The organism is Flectobacillus rivi, assembly GCF_030056655.1.
GTDB lineage: Bacteria > Bacteroidota > Bacteroidia > Cytophagales > Spirosomataceae > Flectobacillus > Flectobacillus rivi.
Window position 1 is genome coordinate 279,662 of sequence record NZ_JASHIE010000004.1, and the last position, 20,275, is coordinate 299,936.

General features: G+C 36.0%; 14 protein-coding genes. 4 read left to right on the forward strand and 10 right to left on the reverse strand.

Annotated features, from left to right (window positions below):
- Nucleotides 1-68 precede the first annotated feature (68 nt).
- The 9 genes from QM481_RS07210 to QM481_RS07250 all read right to left on the reverse strand — a co-directional run bounded on the left by QM481_RS07210 (nucleotide 69) and on the right by QM481_RS07250 (nucleotide 11,783).
- Nucleotides 69-1,304, reverse strand: a complete 1,236-nt coding sequence (locus QM481_RS07210) for a Dol-P-Glc:Glc(2)Man(9)GlcNAc(2)-PP-Dol alpha-1,2-glucosyltransferase (RefSeq protein WP_283381244.1) — start codon at nucleotides 1,302-1,304, stop codon at nucleotides 69-71.
- Between the two features lie 134 nt (nucleotides 1,305-1,438).
- Complete coding sequence (locus QM481_RS07215) at nucleotides 1,439-2,161, reverse strand: glycosyltransferase family 2 protein (RefSeq protein WP_283381245.1); 723 nt, start codon at nucleotides 2,159-2,161, stop codon at nucleotides 1,439-1,441.
- A 526-nt stretch (nucleotides 2,162-2,687) separates the two neighbouring features.
- Nucleotides 2,688-3,356 (reverse strand): 3-keto-disaccharide hydrolase, encoded by a 669-nt coding sequence (locus QM481_RS07220; protein WP_283381246.1) that lies wholly within the window; start codon nucleotides 3,354-3,356, stop codon nucleotides 2,688-2,690.
- Nucleotides 3,357-3,488: 132 nt separating this feature from the next.
- The gene (locus QM481_RS07225) at nucleotides 3,489-3,935 is read right to left on the reverse strand and encodes a DUF2147 domain-containing protein (RefSeq protein WP_283381247.1); all 447 of its coding nucleotides are present in this window, start codon (nucleotides 3,933-3,935) and stop codon (nucleotides 3,489-3,491) included.
- A 451-nt stretch (nucleotides 3,936-4,386) separates the two neighbouring features.
- Nucleotides 4,387-5,427: a DUF6807 domain-containing protein gene (locus tag QM481_RS07230; RefSeq protein WP_166553849.1), complete on the reverse strand. Its 1,041-nt coding sequence runs from the start codon at nucleotides 5,425-5,427 to the stop codon at nucleotides 4,387-4,389.
- A gap of 290 nt (nucleotides 5,428-5,717) precedes the next feature.
- Nucleotides 5,718-7,397, reverse strand: coding sequence for a RagB/SusD family nutrient uptake outer membrane protein (locus QM481_RS07235; RefSeq protein WP_283381248.1), 1,680 nt, complete (start codon nucleotides 7,395-7,397; stop codon nucleotides 5,718-5,720).
- Nucleotides 7,398-7,455: 58 nt separating this feature from the next.
- Nucleotides 7,456-10,500: a SusC/RagA family TonB-linked outer membrane protein gene (locus QM481_RS07240; RefSeq protein ID WP_283381339.1), complete on the reverse strand. Its 3,045-nt coding sequence runs from the start codon at nucleotides 10,498-10,500 to the stop codon at nucleotides 7,456-7,458.
- Nucleotides 10,501-10,573: 73 nt separating this feature from the next.
- On the reverse strand, nucleotides 10,574-10,840 hold the full coding sequence (locus QM481_RS07245; RefSeq protein ID WP_166553847.1) for a hypothetical protein: 267 nt from the start codon (nucleotides 10,838-10,840) through the stop codon (nucleotides 10,574-10,576).
- 361 nt (nucleotides 10,841-11,201) lie between these two features.
- On the reverse strand, nucleotides 11,202-11,783 hold the full coding sequence (locus QM481_RS07250) for an RNA polymerase sigma factor (RefSeq protein WP_205691039.1): 582 nt from the start codon (nucleotides 11,781-11,783) through the stop codon (nucleotides 11,202-11,204).
- 324 nt (nucleotides 11,784-12,107) lie between these two features.
- Between QM481_RS07250 and QM481_RS07255 the strand changes: the two genes are divergently transcribed.
- The 4 genes from QM481_RS07255 (at nucleotide 12,108) to QM481_RS07270 (ending at nucleotide 19,561) form a co-directional block, all read left to right on the forward strand.
- The gene (locus tag QM481_RS07255; RefSeq protein WP_283381249.1) at nucleotides 12,108-15,182 is read left to right on the forward strand and encodes an amidohydrolase family protein; all 3,075 of its coding nucleotides are present in this window, start codon (nucleotides 12,108-12,110) and stop codon (nucleotides 15,180-15,182) included.
- A gap of 148 nt (nucleotides 15,183-15,330) precedes the next feature.
- Nucleotides 15,331-16,635: an amidohydrolase family protein gene (locus tag QM481_RS07260; RefSeq protein ID WP_283327409.1), complete on the forward strand. Its 1,305-nt coding sequence runs from the start codon at nucleotides 15,331-15,333 to the stop codon at nucleotides 16,633-16,635.
- 157 nt (nucleotides 16,636-16,792) lie between these two features.
- Entirely contained in the window at nucleotides 16,793-18,295 is a 1,503-nt protein-coding gene (locus QM481_RS07265; RefSeq protein ID WP_283381250.1) for a L,D-transpeptidase family protein, read from the forward strand.
- Nucleotides 18,296-18,580: 285 nt separating this feature from the next.
- Complete coding sequence (locus tag QM481_RS07270) at nucleotides 18,581-19,561, forward strand: PDDEXK nuclease domain-containing protein (RefSeq protein WP_283381251.1); 981 nt, start codon at nucleotides 18,581-18,583, stop codon at nucleotides 19,559-19,561.
- 38 nt (nucleotides 19,562-19,599) lie between these two features.
- Here the strand turns inward: QM481_RS07270 and QM481_RS07275 are convergent, their stop codons facing one another.
- Complete coding sequence (locus QM481_RS07275) at nucleotides 19,600-20,181, reverse strand: murein L,D-transpeptidase catalytic domain family protein (protein WP_283381252.1); 582 nt, start codon at nucleotides 20,179-20,181, stop codon at nucleotides 19,600-19,602.
- Nucleotides 20,182-20,275: the final 94 nt, after the last annotated feature.

Genomic DNA, 20,275 nt, shown 5'->3' on the forward strand with positions numbered 1-20,275 from the left:
TAAAAGCCCTGTAGATGCTCACTTAGTGAATATCTACAGGGCTTTTTATCGTAAAATTTCAATATATATTAAACATGAGATATCTCATATTTCTTGTCTAGATTACTAGGCTGATTAAAATATTTTTCTTCAACAAGTACTAAAAACCACAAAATAACTACTGTAGGTAATGAATATTTATCCCAAGATAATTGAGCCTTACCTAATAATATTCCATTAATAATAAATACCCAAGTAGAAATATTTAAGCCTCCTGATAAAAAGCGAATTAGAGCTAGAAACATTAATAATCCAAATATTATCTGCTTTATAAATTCTGGAACACCTATTTTGACTAAACCCATGTCTAAGTATCCTAAAAATTTCCAAGTGAAATACGGATTATATGTTTGTACAGCTGGCGTAAAACAAACCAAAAACCCTACAACTAACAAGCACAAAACAGATACAACGCGGTTGCTTCGAACAAAGTGTGATAATACATTTATTTTACGCATCAACAATATTTCTGGTATAACAAAATAAAAAGCGACAACAGCTGAGGAATATAAAACAAAACCTCCTTTATATGTTAACGTACTATCATAATGTTGTCTTTTCATTTCATCAGCAGGAGCAAATCCTCCCCATAAAATAACCCATGGAATAATACTTAGAAATGCCAGTATATAAACCATAAGATACTTTTTTGATAGAAGTTCTTTTAATGATTTTTTCAAAGAGTATCTTTGAGAAAGAAAGATTCCTACAACTTCGTTTGCTAATATTGCAATAGGAAAAGCTATCATATACTGCCTACAGCAGATGGCTAGTACCATTAAAAAACCACTCAGAAAGTGCCGTCCTTGCAAGTATGAAATAATACCACCCAATAAAAATAATATTGCAAACATATCTGTGTAGTAATAAACGGTACAGAGATAATAATTAGGGAATAGCCACAAACCTAAAACGCATACCCATAACTTGTTAGACTCTTTTGGGCTTTCCCAAATAAATAATGCTATTATTGCAAAACTTAATAGAAAAGTTAATATTCTTAAATTTTGAATAGTGTCTCCCCATAGATTTATCCACCAGCCCCCAATCATAAATGGCAAAGGTGTATTCAATTCAGGATAGTGTTCTAAATAGCTAATTGGAGGTATAATATAGTTACTAAATTTTTGGGTAGTTTCGAAAAAGTGAAATTCATCCTGATATAATGTAACATTAAGTTTGTCCTTAAAAACAAACATAATCAAATATATAAAGATGAAAAAAACGATAAATTTAAAGCGTTGACTGCTTGCTAGTGCTTTCACTGTTAGAGAAATTTTATAAACTAAAAACTTTATCAATCAACACCTTAAAATTAAACACAATCTCAATCGATATGAGTAAGTTGTTTGTCGAAAACTCTAGGTATTAACTATTTTTTATTAAAATGTAGAAAAAATTAGTCCATTAGACCATATTTTACAATACAGTAGAGTGCTCTAAACCCATCTTTCCAGTTGATTTTCTTACCTTCTTCGTAAGTTCTTCCATAATACGAAACGCCTACTTCGTAAATTCTTATTCCTTTAATTTTCGAAATTTTCGCTGTTACTTCAGGTTCAAATCCAAATCTCTTTTCTTTGAGGGCCAAAGACTGAATAAGATCTGTTCTAAATAGCTTGTAACAAGTTTCCATATCTGTTAGGTTTAGATTAGAAAACATGTTAGATAAAAATGTCAAAAGCTTATTTCCAATGGTATGCCAAAAAAATAAAATTCTATGTGCATTACCACCCATAAATCTAGATCCATACACAATATCAGCGTGACCATCGGTGATAGGCTTTATCAGAATATTAAACTCCTGAGGATCGTATTCCAAGTCAGCATCTTGTACAATTAAGTATTGTCCAGTAGCATTTTTGATACCTGTATGAAGCGCTGCTCCTTTACCTTTATTTACTTCGTGTTTGAAGTATTTTATATCAACGGAAGGGTTCTCTTTTATAAAAGAATCTACTTCTTTTTCGGTGTTGTCTTTTGAGCAATCATTTACAACAAGAAGCTCCATTTGAATATTTTCAATAAGTTCTACCGTGGAAAGCTTGGTTAGGACACTTTTAATCGTCTTCTCTTCGTTATAGGCAGGGATTACAACTGATAGTTTCTGAAAAAGATACATTTGACTGTTTAGTTTAACTTTTTTTTCTTTTATCTCTCTATGTTCTAAGAGATGATTTAACTATTTTAATTATAAGTAGAAATTTTAAGCAGAAATATCTACTACAACACTCTGCTTTTATATGAAACAACTATGTTAATAATTTTTTGAATTTGCAACAATAAAGGTTCCTGAGATAATTCGGGAACAGATTATAAGCTATTATTAAAACTCTAAAAGTGCTAAAATAGAGTTTAATGTAGCATAAATATGAGATATTTAGTTTTATTTTATTATAAATAATAATCTATTTCAAAACAGTTATTACTATCGCTCAGGAGGATTTCAACTAAATTACCTATTCTATTTAGAAGCAAATATATAGCAATTTCTTACCATGACAAAATATTATTAACCAACACAGCCTTAGATTAAAGCAAATACTAGTTCTAATTTTCCATATTTCCCCAATCCATTTCCTCTAAAAAAATAAAAAGGTGTCCGTTATTCCGAACACCTTCTTTAATAATGAATTTGTAATAGTTTGCTACAATTTTCTCAAGGCAATCTTTGAAAAATCAATGGGATATCCTTCATATTGTAATAAAATTTTACCTTCACTTGCCTCTGTTAATGTTCCTTCATTTACTAACTTTCCGTTTAACTCTTGTTTCACATTACCATCTATTACGGTAATAACAGCGGTATTCCATTCACCTACAGGTTTTTCGGCATCAGCAAATCTTGGCGAAGTGACGCTTTTTCCTGGTTCTGTTTGTTTGCCTTTTACCAGTAACGTTACCTCTTGTAGCAATACAAAATCACCAGTGCCTCCGTCTTTTACCTGATATTGAATTCCTTTAGGCCAAAGAGTATCTTTTGTTGCTGTAGGTACCAAGTACATAATTCCACTGTTTCTTTTACTACTTTTACGAGTAATCGTAGAATCAGTATTCCATCGAAAAACTACCGTAAGCTGGAAATTTTTAAACGATTTTTCTGTCATTACATACCCTAGTTTGTCTCCGTACAAACGAATCATATTGTTTTCTACCTTAAATACGTCCGATGCGTTTGAATGCTTGCCTGTTTTGGGTTCGTAAGCGTACCAGCCTTTTAGATTTTTACCATTAAAAAGCTTACTTTGAGCATGTAAAATCGTACTCGATGTCAAGAACAAAAGGAAGATAAAAGTGCATTTCAACTTAGTACTCATGAAAAGATAAGTTTAGTGTTTGATTGATTTGATTACTGTAGCAGTAAAAGACAATACATTCTACTTTTTACCTATCAAAAAAATAGTGTTAGCCATAGTTTGAGCTGACTAACACTACCAGAATGGTTCATTTTATTTTTTCTTAAGGTATTTCTCGATGTTAATATGGTTAACTCCAAGTTTTTCGACTTTCTCAATTCCTTTGATTACTAAGGTGTCTCCTTTGACCTCATAATCAAATTCAAATTCGCCTCCTTCCCACTCTCGTACATTGAAATAGTCTAAATATTCTTTGTACTTATTACCATCTATTTTGACTCTGCCTCCTCCTGCGCTATAATCTGCGGTGGAATCTTTACCATGATTGAGGTCATGTCGTAAAAAAGAAAAATGTGTAGGGGTAATTATTTTAATCATTTCTTGTCCCTTCGTATAATCTGTAAAAGTAGTGTCTTTACCTTTGATGGTTGTTCCAGAGATTAATTGCCAAGTACCAACAATTGGAGATGCTTCCTGCGATTGAGATGTGCAAGCGAGGGCAAGGAATCCCATTGAGATTCCGTATAGAAGTTTTTTCATGTTAAATTATTTAGATTTTTATAGAAATTGGTTTTCCGAAGTTATGAAAAAAACTAATCTGATAAAATCACTACCGTTTATACAATTAAAAAAATAAGATATACGCTATAAAACAAAAGCATATATCTTTGAATAAAATTGCTTCTTCTATCTTAAAATCAACCATTTATACCTATCATGAAAAGAAACGTTACTCTTAAGCTACTAATCATGGGCTTACTCGCATTCTCATCCGTAATAATTTCATATCTCTATGGATATTATTACGCCAAACAACGATTTTTAAAGACCGAAGTCAATCGGTTAAAATAAGAAAAGCTCAACTATGATAAGATAGTTGAGCTTTTTTACTTGTTAATAATATTAGTTAAGACATCAGAATGGACACTATCAAAGTACACCATCGATATATTATCCAATATTTTCTCTTGCGTCGCAAAATTCAATAATGCTACTGATTAGCAAAATCTTTTGCCAAGTCATCATATTCCTTATCTGTTACTTTTCCTGAAGTAATTACTGTACGATAACGGAAAGTCACTGATTGGTTGGGTGCCAATTTATAATTTAAGGTTTCTTTTCCTTTCGAAAATACATTTACTCCTAGCGGATTGGCAGCAAACAAACCGTATCCACGTGCATGCCAGTAAGTTGGATAGCTAATGTTTTTAGGGTGATCAATAATCACGATATTAATATCTTCGTCTTTGATTTTACCAGAAAGGTTCATCCAATTGCCACGAGTAGCCCAAACTTCTTCACCATTTACGCCATTACTTCCGTGATATTTACCCGAAATACCTGTGTTATCTAGTTTATCAACTTTGGTTTCAATACCATTGGCATCTACAAAAACATCGGGTTTGTCGGAAGGGTGTTCTAATTCACGAGCCACACGGATAGCAAACATTCCGTCTTTGACATCCGCAAAAGTTACATTCTCTACAGCTGTTAGTGTTGTAATGCGGTCGATGATACGTTGGTTACCTTTTGCTGTAAAAATATAGGTTGTTTCTTCTTTTAGTAAAGTTTTACCTTTTCCGTCTGTATCAATCCAATCGGCTGTTACTTGTAATTCGCCTTTTCCATGTCCACCTACAACTTTTTCAATACCTGTGTGACGAATAGTTCCATATTTCGAACGGTCTTTGATTGCTGTTGAGTTATTCCAAAAATCAAAACCATTCACCGATTCGTAATTGAGCCACATACCAACGTGGTGTGGGTGGTCGACACGTTCGCCAGCTTTTTTAATAAAAGGATACCCACGTGTAATCATCGTACCTTGCGCCGTACGAATAGGGAATAAAACTGGTTTTTTTAAGATAGAATCACTCGGATAGAAGTAAGATGTAAATGGTTGTCCATCGACAAGAACATCTACTTTTCTTTCATTTTTTTTCACTATCAACTGTACCTTATCTGTTTTTTGTTGGGCAAAAACACCTGCACTCATCAGCATTAGCCCCATCATCATCATACTTTTTTTCATAATCATTTTTCTAGTCGAATAGGATTGTTTCCACAATCGCTTACTTATTTTTTGAGATAAAAGCCTTTAAAATCCAAAAGTTACTCAAAATTTTCAAAAAACGGAGACCATCCTGCGTTGATTCGGCTGTTTGAGTTGGATATATTAACAAAAAGAGGGACGTCTCTCTCGAAACGCCCCTTTGGTTTGGTATTAGGGTCAAGTATATAATTATGCTTTTAGTGGTAAAAGAAGATGAACCAATCCTAAGAGACATTCATCTTCTTCATTATTTAAAACCTAAGTAGCTATTAGAAACCAGGGTTTTGTGGGAATGTTGTATTACCTCCTTCAGTACGGTCAATCTGTGTCTGAGGAATTGGACGTAGGTTGTGAATATCTTTGATGTTGGCTGCTGCCTGTGGATTGTATTTTTTCACACGGTCAACCAAGATTCCCCAACGTTTTAAATCCATCCAGCGCGTTTGTTCACCAGCCAATTCTCTTGCTCTTTCTTCCACTACATAATCAAATGTAGCTTGATCTGAAGTAATTTCCATGGCAGACTGCTTACCAGCCCAAGCCGCACGACGACGTACCATATTGATTGCATCAGCAGCAGCTTGTTTGTTGCCTAACCCCACTTGTGCCTCGGCCAACATCAAATACGTATCTGCTAAACGATACACAAAATAATCGCGGCTACCTGCTTCGTAAGTCATATCAGGACGTTTGGTATCGAAGAATTTTCTTAACGTTGGGAACAACGCTTCCGAATATTTACTAGGCACCAATACCTGATATTTTTTCTTAGCACGATCAGCTTTAGACATTTCGTAGCCTGGAATAAAGATAGCAGTATCACCAGCTACAAATGTTACAGACGTTTTTGAATCATCAAATGCAGTTGCATAAGTACCTGGCTTATTGCTATACCAAGTGTCTTTGAAAGTTTTCTTATAACGCGAATCGTTTACTCTTTCTCCAAATACTACATCTGTACAGTAAGTCGTAGGACGTAAGCGTTTGAAAGGACGACCATTCACAATATCACGTTGCATACCTGCTTGTACGTCATACTGCATACCAAAGAACAAGTGAAGGTTATTACCTCCATTCACAGCACCTGTGTTGTTTGTAAGGTTTGTTAGTGGATCAGCAGTGTACTGAACCGCAAAAACTACTTCAGAATTTCTTTGGTTATTTTCATCAAATACACTAGCGAAATCATCCAACAATTTGTATCCATAATTAGAAATTACGCTTGAACAAAGTGTTGCTGCTTTAGAAAAATCATCTGAAGCTTTTACCGACGAATAAGCTTTTGCTAGATATACTTTAGCCAAACACATTTCGGCAGCTGGCTTGATAGCACGACCATATTGTGTTGATGAGTTTGGTAAATCAGGAATAGCCTCTGTCAAGTCCTTGATAATGGCACTATACATCTCAGCGTCAGTAGCTCTTTTGGTTTGCTTCGTTGGAGCCAATGTTTCTGTCAATCTCAAATCTACACCACCGTATTGCTGGAATAAAATAAAGTAATAATGCGCTCTCAAGAATTTTGCTTCAGCAATTCTGATTTTTTTAGTAGCATCTGCCAAAGTTACTTTTGGTGCACGCTCAATAATAGCATTACATGTGTTGATACCACGGTATAATTCATCCCAGATTTGAGCAAGGTAATCTACCGTAGGGTTTAACTGTGTATCATAAAAATGAAAACCTTTGTATGAGCCATCCGCACCAGTTGCATAAATATCTGTACCAAATTCAGTCATGGTAAGTCCAGGCTGTGTGGCATAATAGTTACGAAGAGAAGAATATGCTGCATTCACTGCATCTTCATACCCTTTGGTGGTATTCATATAGTCGTTACCGATACCCGATACAACTGTTTCGTTCAAGACATCAGAGCAAGACTGACCGGTCAACATCAATGCTGCTACCCCTAGTACTCTTGCATGTTTTAATATATTGTTAATCTTCATCTTATTAATCTGTTTTCGTTAAACTGTTTTTCGTTGAGAAATTTCTACTAAGTTGTGGTTAGAACTTAGCATTGATACCAACTGTAAATACTCTTGTAGATGGTGTAACACCATTGTTTACAGAAGTACCTGAAGTTTCAGGGTCTACGCCATTGTACTTAGAAATAAAGCTAGACCAGATGAAAGGTTGTTGGATACTTGAGAATAGTCTCAATGATTCCATGCCGAATTTTTTAGCAACAGTTGAATTGAAAGTATAACCAAAGTTGATATTACGCATTTTGATAAATGAACCATCAAAATAAATCAACGTTTGTCTGTACTGAGGGAACTCTTGGTTACTAAATGGACGAGGGAACTCAGCATTAGGGTTGTTTGGAGTCCAGTAATCAACTTTGATTTGTTGGTAACGACCAGCCAAAGCATTGTTGTCTTGATGGAAACCACTTACAATCATTTGTCCAAAACGACCGAATAAGAAGAATGAAATGTCAAAGTTTTTATAAGAGAAACGGTTTGTGATACCCGCTTGGAATGTCGGTACGTCCGAACCTAGCAATACACGGTCGTCAGCATTGATTACGCCATCGCCATTTGTATCTTGTACTTTGATTTGACCAACACCAGCACCCAATGCGTTTGCATTATCACCAGGGTAATATTTTTTAGCTTGTTCTGCTTCACTTACTTGCCAGATACCTACTTTTTTGTAATCAAAGAATGAGTTCAAAGGTTGTCCGATAAACCATTTGTTACCGATATCATCTTTTGCACCGTTGTAAAGTGAAACAATTGCTTCTTGGTTTTTAGTAAATTGGAAATCTGTTGTCCATTTGAAACCTCCTTTTGTATCCACGTTTACAGTAGATACGCTTAGCTCGATACCTCTGTTACGCGTTTCACCAACGTTTTTAGTTACAGCACTAAAGCCGATTGAACCTGGCAATTGGTCAGACAATAACAAATCTGTTGTGTTGGTTTGGTACAATTCTAATGAACCTTGAACACGTCCTTTCAAGAAACTGAAATCAAAACCAATGTTTTTCGTTGCTGAAGTTTCCCATCTCAAATCTGGGTTTCCGATAGTATTTGGACGATAGCCAAACGCTGCTGTGTTATCCCAAGCATAAGCAGTACGGTTCAACAAACCTTGTGTTTGATAAGGAGACACCCCTTGGTTACCCACTGAACCCCAACCTGCTCTCACTTTTAATAAGTCTAACCATTGTACGCTTTTCAAGAATGGTTCGTTGCTAATGTTATAACCTACAGCTACTCCAGGGAAGTTACCATATTTGCTGTTTACACCAAAACGGCTAGAACCATCACGACGCATTGTCAATGTTACCAAGAATTTATCGTTGTAGTCATAGTTAACACGCGCCATTAATGAATTGATAGTCCATTCAGTCAAGTTACTTCCAACACCTAGCACAGAACTTGCATTTCCTAAATTGTAAAACTGTTGAGTTTCAGCAGGAATGCCTTGCACGTTGGCAGCGTAGTTTTCGTAACGATCTCTCTGAATAGAGTGCAAGAGAGTCACATTTAGGTTGTGCTTCTGAACTGTTTTTGAATAATTAATGATGTTTTCCAAAGTCCAGTTAAATCCGAAGTTACTTTGTGTACTTGCCTGAGGATCACCACCTTTTCTAGCATTTGTTTGTGCTCCGATAAATCTACCCCAGCGAGACAAAGTAAAGTCTGGGCCAAAGTTTACACGGTATTTCAAACCTTCCATCAATTTTACCTCAGTATAAATACTGTTGAAAATACGGTATTTCTTCGTGTTATCTACCTGAGCACCTGGTACGATTTCAGCCAATGGGTTAGTCAACAACGCATCGTTTGTTGGTGTAAAGTTGATCGAACCATCTGCTTTATAAGGTGCACCAAGTGGGTTTTGTTGAATTGTGAAACTATATGGGTTCAAGTTTTCACCATTACGATCGCTAAACATCATGTAAGATGAAATACCCACTTTCAACCACTTATTAATTTCATGGTCGATATTAGCACGTAACGAATAACGAGAATAATCTAATCCTTCTGTTACCCCTTTATCTACATAGTAACCAGCTGAAATATAGAATTGAGTTCTGTCATTGCCACCTTGGATACCAATTGAATGGTTTTGTTGGAAGCCATTTTTCAAAAGCAAATCTTGGTAATCTGTACTTCTACCTTGAGCCAAACCTTCAACTACGTTAGGGTCACCACCTAATACTGCTACCTTCGAATCTGCAACAGGATCTGATTGACCAGTTGGAACGATTGCTCCTGCTGCGTTTTTGTAAATACCTGTTGCTCTGTAAGCTTCACGTACATATTCCGCAAATTCGGTTCCGTTGAACAATCTCAATTTGTTTAATACCTGAGATTGACCCACGTACATATCATAAGTTACCGTAGTTTTTCCTTTTACAGCACCTCTTTTTGTTGTAATCAAAACAACACCATTGGCACCTCTAGCACCATAAATCGCTGTAGCTGTTGCATCTTTCAACACCTCCATCGACTGAACATCATTTGGGTTAAAATCCTCATAACCAGCCGACAATGGAATACCATCTACAACATATAATGGGTCGTTTCCAGCATTGAATGAACGACGACCACGAATCAAAATCTTAGCTGTTTGACCTGGTTTTGAACCTGACTGTGAAACGTCAACCCCAGCAGTTCTACCTTGAAGTGCCTGACCTAAGTTGGTAATAGGCATTTCCGAAATTTGCTTAGCAGATACCTGCGAAATAGCACCTGTCAACTGGCTTTTCTTTTGAGTACCATAACCAACTACAACTACCTCTGAAAGGGCTTGGTTTTCAACATTCAACACAACATTGATTGTATTTTTTGAACCTACTGCTACTTCAGTAGTCGTATAACCAATCGCTGAAAATGACAAAACATCCTTAGCTGACGACGAGTTAATTTTGTAAGAACCGTTTGCATCTGTGGTTGTACCTTTGTTGGTACCTTTAATCATAACACTTACTCCTGGAACACCCTGTCCGTCTTCCGAAGAAGTCACTTTCCCTGTAATTGCTTGTTGGGCTAGTCCTGTGAAGCTTAACAACATAAAGGTAAGCACCGCACACATTCCAAATAGCCCTCTTTTCAATAGTAAAGGTTTAATTAGCATAGTTTATTGGTTTTAAAATGAAACTGATTGATTAGGATAATAAAGATTTATTGATTTTTCGCCAGAGTTCTTCTTCTTCCAATGGGTTGAGGCCTTGACCTTGGCAGGTATTCAGAAGAATATCTTTAGCTATTTCGATTTCTACACATTTATCAGGATATATTTCTATCAGCTTGTTCCAAAATGCACTGTATTCCCGATTACTTGGTGAGGCTACCCATTCTAAAAAAAAGGTATCTGAGATAAAATCTTCAGCATGAAAAAACTCATATTTTAGAATGTTGTCGAGGCGCGCCATAAATTGAACTTTTGAAAGTATTTTTTGCAATTTTACTACACAAGGCACAATTTCTTTTTTTCTACTCGATTTTACAGACGAAAAAGGACAGTTTTTTCAATTTAATTTCAATACAATGATTATCAATTACTTAACAATGAGTATTAATCATAACATAGGGATACAATGAGGCAATCGTAGGTTTAAGAATGGAAATATTTTCTTTGAGGTAGATGGAAAAAAGATATATAATTATTCTATTTATTTTTTGAATTTTAACCACATAAGTCACATTGTGTAATTTTCTACTGAAAAAAATAAAAAAAACCTGCACAAATTTTTGTGACAGGTTTTTGTAATCGTTATGTATTTAATCTAATCCCTATGCAAAAGCAATTTGCTCGGCGCCAATGTGTTGTTTCAAAGTCTTCAAAGCACCGAAAATAAGATTGTAAACCGACTGAGGATTGATATTCATTTTGTTTGAAATCTGGTCGGTATCCATATCATGAAAGAATTTCAGAGATAGCGCCTCTCTTTGTCTTTTTGTCAAAAAACGAAAAGACTCATTTAGCACGTGATTAAACTTCTGCTCTTCTTCAAAAGCCACCAAACGGTTTTCGTGCGAGCCTACAAAGTCTGGGTTTTCTACATAATACCCTTCATGATGTAAAGTCTGACGTTGTTGGGTTTCTAAATGACGAACCAACTTTCTTTTTATAGAAGCCATTAGGTAATAACGAATAGAAGTCGTTTCGCCTAAATTTTGGTGATTTTTCCAAAGCTCTACAAACAAATCATGCAAACAGTCCTTGATTAACTCACGGTCTTGGGTAATACTAGTACTATAGTTATACAAGAGGTTTACATAGCTACGGTAAATTAACGTAAAAGCATCGTGATCCCCTCCACGAAACGCGTTCCATAAAGCTACTTCATCCGTAATTCTTTTTGCAGTCATCATAAAAATGAGTTGTTTTCTGAGATTCTTTCCTAAAGATATACAAACAAAATAGCACTTTTCAAGGGTTTTATTGAATATTTTTCCGTAAACGTTTACGGAAACGTTTACGAGAAAAATATCATAAAAACTATTTATTATCCTACCCAAAAAATTACGGCTTTGTATTTAAGCGATAGAATTCCTGACTTGGTCTAAATTTGGTCAAAACTTGTTGGAAGTTCGAGATTATCATACAATTTTTACATGATGTAATATTTCATTGGGCAAATCCTTTAGTTTGCCATATCACTTTACACAAACTACCTTTAATCTAAATTTCTTTTTATGAAGAAGATTCTTTACACGTTCATCAACATCATCATGTTTGGAACGGTGCTTAGAGCTCAAACCACCACGTTTCCTCGAAACGGCGTGCAGGATGAGCGTCCAAACACTTACGCATTTGTCAATGCCACCATCGTTTCAGATGCAAACACTGTTTTAGAAGGCGCAACCTTAGTAATTAAGGGCTCGGTGATTGAAGCAGTAGGCAAAAACATTACACTTCCTGCTGGCACACAAGTAATCGACCTAAAAGGCAAGCGTATTTATCCTTCACTCGTTGAAGCGTATAGTAGTTACGGTATGCCTGAATTGAAAAGAGAAGGACGTAGCTTCAGAGGTGACCCTCAGTTCGAATCAAAAAAACAAGGAGCTTACAACTGGAATCAAGCCGTTTTGCCAGAAGTAAATGCAGCTACAATTTATACAGGCAATCCAACTGCTGCTGATGAATTGCGTAAAGCTGGTTTTGGTGCTGCCATCACACACGTACAGGACGGTATCGTTCGTGGAACCTCAGCATTAGTTGCTTTAATCGACGGTCGTGACCAAGAAGCATTATTGAAAACGAACGTTTCTGCCAACTATTCTCTTTCAAAAGGTTCGTCTACTCAAGACTATCCAAACTCATTAATGGGTTCGGTGGCATTGTTGCGTCAAACGTATTTGGATGCTGATTGGTACAAAAAAAGTAAGAATCATACAGAATATAATATCTCGTTGGAATCTTTCAACAACAGCCAATCGGTACCACAAGTATTTGAGGTATCTGATAAATTGGGTATTTTGAGAGCCAACAAAATCGGAAAAGAGTTTGGTGTAAATTACATTATCAAAGGTGGTGGCGACGAATACCAACGTCTTGATGAAGTAAAAGCTGCTGGCGTTTCATTGATTATTCCATTGAATTTTCCAACGACTCCTGACGTAGAAGACCCATTTGATGCGGGTGTTGTTTCTTTATCAGATATGAAACACTGGGAAATGGCTCCTGCCAACCCAGCTATTTTGGCTAAAGCAGGTGTATCATTTGCTATCACAACTTCTAACGTAAGAAGCAAATCGGATTTCTGGGCAAATTTGCGTAAAGCTGTAGAATATGGTTTGGATGAGAAAGTAGCTTTGGCAGCTTTGACTTCGGTTCCTGCTCAATTCAACAAAGTAGATAACTTGGTAGGTAGCTTGAAACCTGGTATGTTAGCTAACTTCTTGATTACATCTGATAATCTTTTCAAGGAAAGTAATGTAATTTATGAAAACTGGGTAAAAGGTAAGCGTTACGTTGTAAACAACATGAACATTACTGATATGCGTGCTACTTACGATTTGAGCTTAGCAGGCAAATCAGGCTTGAAATTGAACGTAACAGGTAAAGTAGATAAGCCAGAGTTCCAAATCCAAGTATCAGATTCAGTTAAAGTTTCTCCTAAAGTGACAAGAACTGGTGATTTGTTGACTTTATCTTTCAAATTGGATGCTAAAAAAGACAAAGGTGATACTCGTATTAGTGCTTATTACGATGGCAAAAATATCAAAGGCGATGGTTTTGATGCAGCAGGTACTCCTGTAAAATTTGATGCTATTTTCAAAGAAGCTTTCAAAGAAGCTGTAGCAAAAGCAGATACTACTAAGAAGCCTGTTCCAACTATTGGCAAAATCGTATATCCTTTCAATGGTTATGGTGCAGAAACCAAACCAAAAGCAGAGACTTTATTGATTAAAAATGCTACCGTTTGGACAAACGAAAAGGATGGTATTTTGAAAAATACTGACGTATTATTGAAAGATGGTAAAATTGCTCAAGTGGGTAAAAACTTGTCTGCAACAGGAGCAAAAGTTGTTGATGGTACAGGCAAACACTTGACCAATGGTATTTTTGACGAACACTCGCATATTGGTTTACTTTCAGTAAATGAGGGTTCTCAATCGGTTACGGCTGAAGTTCGTATGGAAGATGTGGTAAACTCTGAGGACGTAAACATTTACCGTCAATTAGCGGGTGGAGTTACTTCTTCTCAATTATTACACGGTTCGGCTAACTGTATTGGTGGTCAGTCTGCAATTGTAAAGTTGAAATGGGGTGAAGCGCCAGAAGTAATGAAAATTCAAAATGCGGATGGATATATCAAGTTTGCTCTAGGTGAAAACGTAAAACAAGCTAACTGGGGTGACCGCGCTCGTATCCGTTTCCCGCAAACTCGTATGGGTGTTGAGCAAATCATGATGGATGCTTTCTTGCGTGCTAAAGAATACGATAAAGCTTGGGCTGAATACAACAAAGCAGCGAACAAAGCTACTTTGACGCCTCCACGCCGTGATTTGGAATTAGATGCATTGTCTGAGATTTTGAATAAGAAACGTTTTATTACTTGTCACTCTTATGTACAGTCAGAAATCAACATGTTGTTGAAAGTAGCTGATTCATTAGGTTTCAAAGTAAATACATTTACTCACATTTTGGAAGGTTATAAAGTAGCTGACAAAATGAAAGCACACGGAGCAAGTGGTTCTACTTTTGCTGACTGGTGGGCATACAAAATGGAAGTAAAAGAAGCCATTCCTTTCAACGCTGCTTTGATGACAAAAGTTGGTATCAATACTTCGATCAACTCTGATGATGCTGAAATGGCTCGTCGTTTGAATCAAGAGGCTGCAAAAACAGTCATGTATGGTGGTCTTACTGAAGAAGAAGCTTGGAAATTGGTTACATTGAACCCTGCTAAAATGATGCACCTTGACAACCGTTTGGGTAGTATTAAAGCTGGTAAAGATGCTGACGTTGTACTTTGGAACGAAAACCCACTTTCGGTTTACGCAAAACCAGAAAAAACGATCATTGAAGGTGCTGTTTACTTCGACATCGAAAAAGACAAAGAATTGCGTGCTAATATCGCTGCTGAACGTAATCGTTTGATTCAAAAAATGTTGAATTCAAAAGCAAGTGGTGCTCCTACTGCTAGACCAGAAATGCGCAAACCAAGATTGTTCGTTTGTAACTCTTTGGGCGGTTTAACTGAAGAAGAAGGTGAAACTCGTGCATTTGGTACATTGCAGTTACAAGACAACTGTGACAAATAGAGTGTTGAATGGTGAGTTGTGAATGGTGAATATCGCACATTTACTACTCTGCTACGTTATCGAAGCATTATTTGTCTCAAATTCAGTACATGTTTTAAGATAAAATGCCCCAAAAGGCATTTTTCATGACTTAAAATTTTATTACAAAATGAAAAAATCAGCATTATTATATACGCTAGCTTTGTTTTTGGGTGTGAAGACGACCTTCGCTCAAAACCAAGCGGCTGCTACCCCTCAGTCTAAGCCTATTGCTTTGACGGGTGCCACTATACACACCGCAGCAGGTCCTGTGATTGAAAATGGTGTAATCGTTTTTGATAAAGGTGTTATCACTAAAGTTGGTCCTGCGGGAACTGCTTATGATAAAACTGGTACAGAAACAATCGATGTAACAGGAAAACACGTTTTCCCTGGCTTGATCGCTCCTGCCAACCAACTAGGTTTGGTAGAAATCGAAGCAGTTCGTGCTACAGTTGACCAACAAGAAGTTGGCGCTATCAACCCTCACGTTCGTGCTTTGATTGCTTATAACACTGACTCAGAATTGATTCCTACAGTTCGTGGTAATGGCGTTTTGATTACACAAGTTACACCAGTAGGTGAAATTATTTCTGGTATGTCTTCCATCATGAATTTGGATGGTTGGAACTGGGAAGATGCCGTTTTGAAGAAAGATGATGGTGTTCACCTTAACTGGGTTGGTTATTTCAAACGTGAATTCAACTTCGAAACGTTTTCTTCAACAACCAAGAAAAATGATAAAAAAGAAGAGCAAATTCGTGAATTAGCCCAGTTGTTCGACGATGCAACAGCTTATGCTCAAATCAAAAACCCTAATCCTATCAATGTAAAATTGGAGGCAATGAAAGGGCTTTTTGATGGTACTAAAAAATTGTATATCTCGGCTGATTATGGTAAAGAAATCATCGAAGCTGTTCAGTTTGCTAAATCAAAAGGTGTTAAAAGTGTAGTAATTATCGGTGGTGAAGAGTCTCTTTTAGCAGCAGACTTTTTGCGTGACAACAACGTTCCTGTGATTGTATCAGGTACACACCGTTTGCCAAATAGTATTGACGACGATACAGATTTGCCTTACAAATTGCCTCAATTATTGGCTCAAAAAGGTGTAACGGTTGGTTTGGCATATATTGGTATGCACTGGCGCACACGTAACTTGCCTTTCTTGGCAGGTACTGTTGCTGGACACGGTATGTCAAAAGACGATGCTTTGAAGTTGGTAACTATCAACAATGCTAAAATCTTGGGCATCGACAAATATGTGGGTTCTTTGGAAGTTGGCAAACAAGCTACTTTGGTTGTATCACAAGGCGATTTGTTAGATATGCGTTCAGCAAAAGTTGAGCACGCATTCATTCAAGGTAAAAAAATCGACTTGGATGACAAGCAAAAACGTTTGTACAAAAAGTATTCAGAAAAATACGGAACAAAATAAGCGCTGTATCATCTGCAAATAGTATACAAGCCATTCCTTAGGGGATGGCTTTTTTGATGAATGATAATTATCATTTTTTCAGCTTGAACTACTCAGTTTACTCCTCTCCTTTCCAAGCGACCTTTGTAAAAGTCTTCCACAACAAGCTATTTATTTTATGAAAAAGGTCTATTTCTCAATTATCTTACTTCTTGTTTCGGCAACTACTTTTGCCCAAGAAAACATTGAAAGCTTATTAAAACAATTGTGCGAAGACCCTGTTTTTGCCAAACAACTCAGTATTACTGAACCCTCGGAGTTACAGGCTTTTTATAAAGACAATAACTTTCAACCTATTTGGCATCAAAACAAGGCATTTCAAGAAAGTTTTATAGAAGAACTTCGCAAAGCCGTACAATATGGGCTAAACTCGCAAGAATATCACTTCGACTATCTTATTCAGCCAAACGTCAACCAGCTTGAATATGAGCTGTTATGCACTCATGCGATGCTGTCATATTTCAGTGATTTTACCGCTGGAATCAAGCCCAAAACATTAGCATTTAATGGTATTGAATATCAAAATCAGCCTGTAAACACTCCTCAAGTCCTTCATCAAAATATCAAATATGGATCTTTCTCTAAACTTCTCGAAATATATGAGGTAAAAAGTCAACATTACAAGAAGGTATTAGAAACATACCAACGATTACTAAATGTGCCAGACAGTCTATTTATTCCCACAAAATTGACTAAAACATTAGTAGAAAATAAAAGTCTTCAACAAAAGTTAGTCTTCTGGAAATGTATAGAGTCGCTTACGATTTATGATAGCGAAATTATTTTGATAGAAGCATTAAAGAAATTTCAGGAAAAATTCAATCTTGAAGCAGATGGAAAATTAGGTAACAATACGCTTAAAGTACTAAATACTAATAAGTTTCAACTTCTAAATCAACTGAAGTACGACCTCAATTATATTCGCTTCTTGAGTGCATGGAATTATCCAACATATCTATGGGTCAATATTCCCTCTGCTGAGTTTTCGATGATTGAAGCACAAACCAAAGTCTTATCGATGAGAGTGATTGTTGGCAACCCCCAAACGCCAACACCAAGTTTGATGAGTACGATTAAGCAATGTATTTTCTTCCCTTATTGGTTTGTACCATCGAGTATTGCTATCAAAGAAATGTTACCTCAAATTCAAAAAGATATCAATTATTTGAGCAATAACAGCATACAAGTGCTTGACCAAAAATGGAATGTGTTAGATGAAACAACACTTCCTTGGTCGAGTTTTAATGCCAAAAACTTTCCTTATAAATTACGACAAGTGGCAGGATGCGATAATTCTTTAGGGATTATAAAGTTTGATTTTGACAACCCATTTACGGTATACTTACATGATACCAACGCCAAAAAGCTCTTTCAGAAAAATAGCCGCTGGTTGAGTCACGGTTGCATTCGTTTAGAAAAACCAACAGAACTAGCCGAGAAACTATTAGGAAATCCTTCATTGATTCAAAAGCTAGTTGCCCAGCAGCATGAACCAGATTTGAAGCCTATTTATTTTCAAGTTCAACCCAATGTACCGCTATTGATTAGCTATTTGTGTTCTGGAATTAATGAAAAAGGCGATTTGGTCTTTTACTCAGATGTTTATCAGAAAGTGAGGTAGAGGAAACTCTTTAATTCGTTATTTGAAAGTGTAATCACTAGTTCGAGACAAAGTCTTGGACTAGGCATATTGATATATTCACCCAAAATAAATTCCGATTACTATTCCATCCAAATATAAATAAACCGTGATAAACACTAACATTTACTTATATTTGCCTCTGTGTGATGTACTTACTCTTAAAATGAGCTTAACTTAATTCAATACAAGATCACTACTCCAAATACATAATTTTCATTTCTACGAGGATAGAGTTTTAAATCACTTTAGCTTTTCACATTGAAGATGGACACAAAATTAGATAATCTTTTTTTTGAGAATATTAGGTTGCTTTTACGTAAAGCTCAAGATACTTTACTAAAGCAAGTTAACTCCGTTATGGTTTATACCTATTTTGAATTGGGAAAACAAATTGTTGAACAAGAGCAAAAAGGGAAAAGCTATGCAGACTACGGAACCTTTATTCTTTCAGAGCTATCTGAAAGATTAACTATTGAATTTGGCAAGGGCTATTCTAAAAGAAACCTTGAGCTAATTCGTAAATTTTATATTATTTTCAAGAATGCGAAATCACCGATTTCGCAAAACTTAAGTTGGACACATTACATACACTTAATGCGTATAGAGGATGAAGATGAACGAGCTTATTATCAAAAAGAAGCTGAACAAAACACATGGAGCGTTAGGACATTAGAAAGGCAAATCAACTCCGCTGTATATCATCGTTTAATGATTTCGAAGAACGCTAATAACCAAGACCGTTCGGTAGAAACAAATGTCACTAATCCTTTGGAGACCTTAAAGGACCCATATATTTTAGAGTTTCTGAATTTAAAGGAACAGTCCAATTATTCTGAAACACAACTTGAGCAAGCAATAATAGACCGTCTAGAGCATTTTTTACTTGAACTCGGGAAGGGATTCACTTTTGTTGGAAGGCAAGTACGATTTACATTTGATGAAGAGCACTTTCGAGTAGATTTAGTCTTTTATAATCGACTTTTGCGATGTTTTGTTCTAATTGATCTAAAAATTGGGAAATTGAAACATCAGGATTTAGGTCAAATGCAAATGTATGTAAATTATTACGATCGATTTGTTAAGACAGAAGATGAATTACCTACCATAGGAATCATTTTGTGCAAAGACAAGAAAGATGCCATGGTTGAAATCACGCTACCAAAAGATAACAAACAGATATTTGCGAGTAAATACTTGTTGTATTTACCAAAGGTAGAAGAGTTGAAAAAAATAATAGAAGAATAAGATATAATTAAAACTTTAATTTCATTACTCCCATTTTTTCACTTAACTGCCACAATCACTGCGTTTGGCTGGTTGACTAATTTCACCAAAGACTCAATCATCGTTGGCATGACAGCAAAACAACCGAAAGAATTACCTTGACGTTTGTAAAAACTTGCATTCTTTTCAGAAATATAGTCTGCGGCATGCACGATAATTCCTCTATCAACGGCATTGTCGTTTACGCCTTTGTCCAATCCTTTGAGTCGGATACTTAAGCCATGCTTTCCATAAAATTGACCAATTGGCTCGAATACGCCCAAGCTTGAACATAAACTTCCCGAATCATTCGAGAAATATTCTGCCATTGCATTTCTGCCTGAGCCTTTTCCATGCGCCACCCACGTATTCATCAAACACACTTGTTTTTGCAAATCAATCACATACAGCCTTTTCTCGAACGAAGGCTGTGAAAAATCGATAAAACAGGCTATTTTCTTTCCTCGGATTCGTGCATCTGATTGTTGTATTTGTTGCAATTTTTCGGCGACAAATTTAGGTAGGTGAAAAGTCGTTTCATCCTTTCTGGTATCAACTTTACCCAAATGGAAAAGCAAGGATACAAACAAAAAAATATTCATAAATACAGTCATAAACTTCAACTATAACATCTGTTTATCAATAGATTACAATTAAGACCTTTACTATTTCTTCCTATCAATTCTATAATTATAT

Coding starts and splice junctions, on each gene's coding strand:
- QM481_RS07215 (WP_283381245.1), bottom strand. CDS start 2,161: ATGTATCTTTTTCAGAAACTATCAGTTGTAATCCCTGCCTATAACGAA.
- QM481_RS07220 (WP_283381246.1), bottom strand. CDS start 3,356: ATGAGTACTAAGTTGAAATGCACTTTTATCTTCCTTTTGTTCTTGACA.
- QM481_RS07225 (WP_283381247.1), bottom strand. CDS start 3,935: ATGAAAAAACTTCTATACGGAATCTCAATGGGATTCCTTGCCCTCGCT.
- QM481_RS07230 (WP_166553849.1), bottom strand. CDS start 5,427: ATGAAAAAAAGTATGATGATGATGGGGCTAATGCTGATGAGTGCAGGT.
- QM481_RS07235 (WP_283381248.1), bottom strand. CDS start 7,397: ATGAAGATTAACAATATATTAAAACATGCAAGAGTACTAGGGGTAGCA.
- QM481_RS07240 (WP_283381339.1), bottom strand. CDS start 10,500: ATGTGTGCGGTGCTTACCTTTATGTTGTTAAGCTTCACAGGACTAGCC.
- QM481_RS07245 (WP_166553847.1), bottom strand. CDS start 10,840: ATGGCGCGCCTCGACAACATTCTAAAATATGAGTTTTTTCATGCTGAA.
- QM481_RS07250 (WP_205691039.1), bottom strand. CDS start 11,783: ATGATGACTGCAAAAAGAATTACGGATGAAGTAGCTTTATGGAACGCG.
- QM481_RS07255 (WP_283381249.1), top strand. CDS start 12,108: ATGAAGAAGATTCTTTACACGTTCATCAACATCATCATGTTTGGAACG.
- QM481_RS07260 (WP_283327409.1), top strand. CDS start 15,331: ATGAAAAAATCAGCATTATTATATACGCTAGCTTTGTTTTTGGGTGTG.
- QM481_RS07265 (WP_283381250.1), top strand. CDS start 16,793: ATGAAAAAGGTCTATTTCTCAATTATCTTACTTCTTGTTTCGGCAACT.
- QM481_RS07270 (WP_283381251.1), top strand. CDS start 18,581: ATGGACACAAAATTAGATAATCTTTTTTTTGAGAATATTAGGTTGCTT.
- QM481_RS07275 (WP_283381252.1), bottom strand. CDS start 20,181: ATGAATATTTTTTTGTTTGTATCCTTGCTTTTCCATTTGGGTAAAGTT.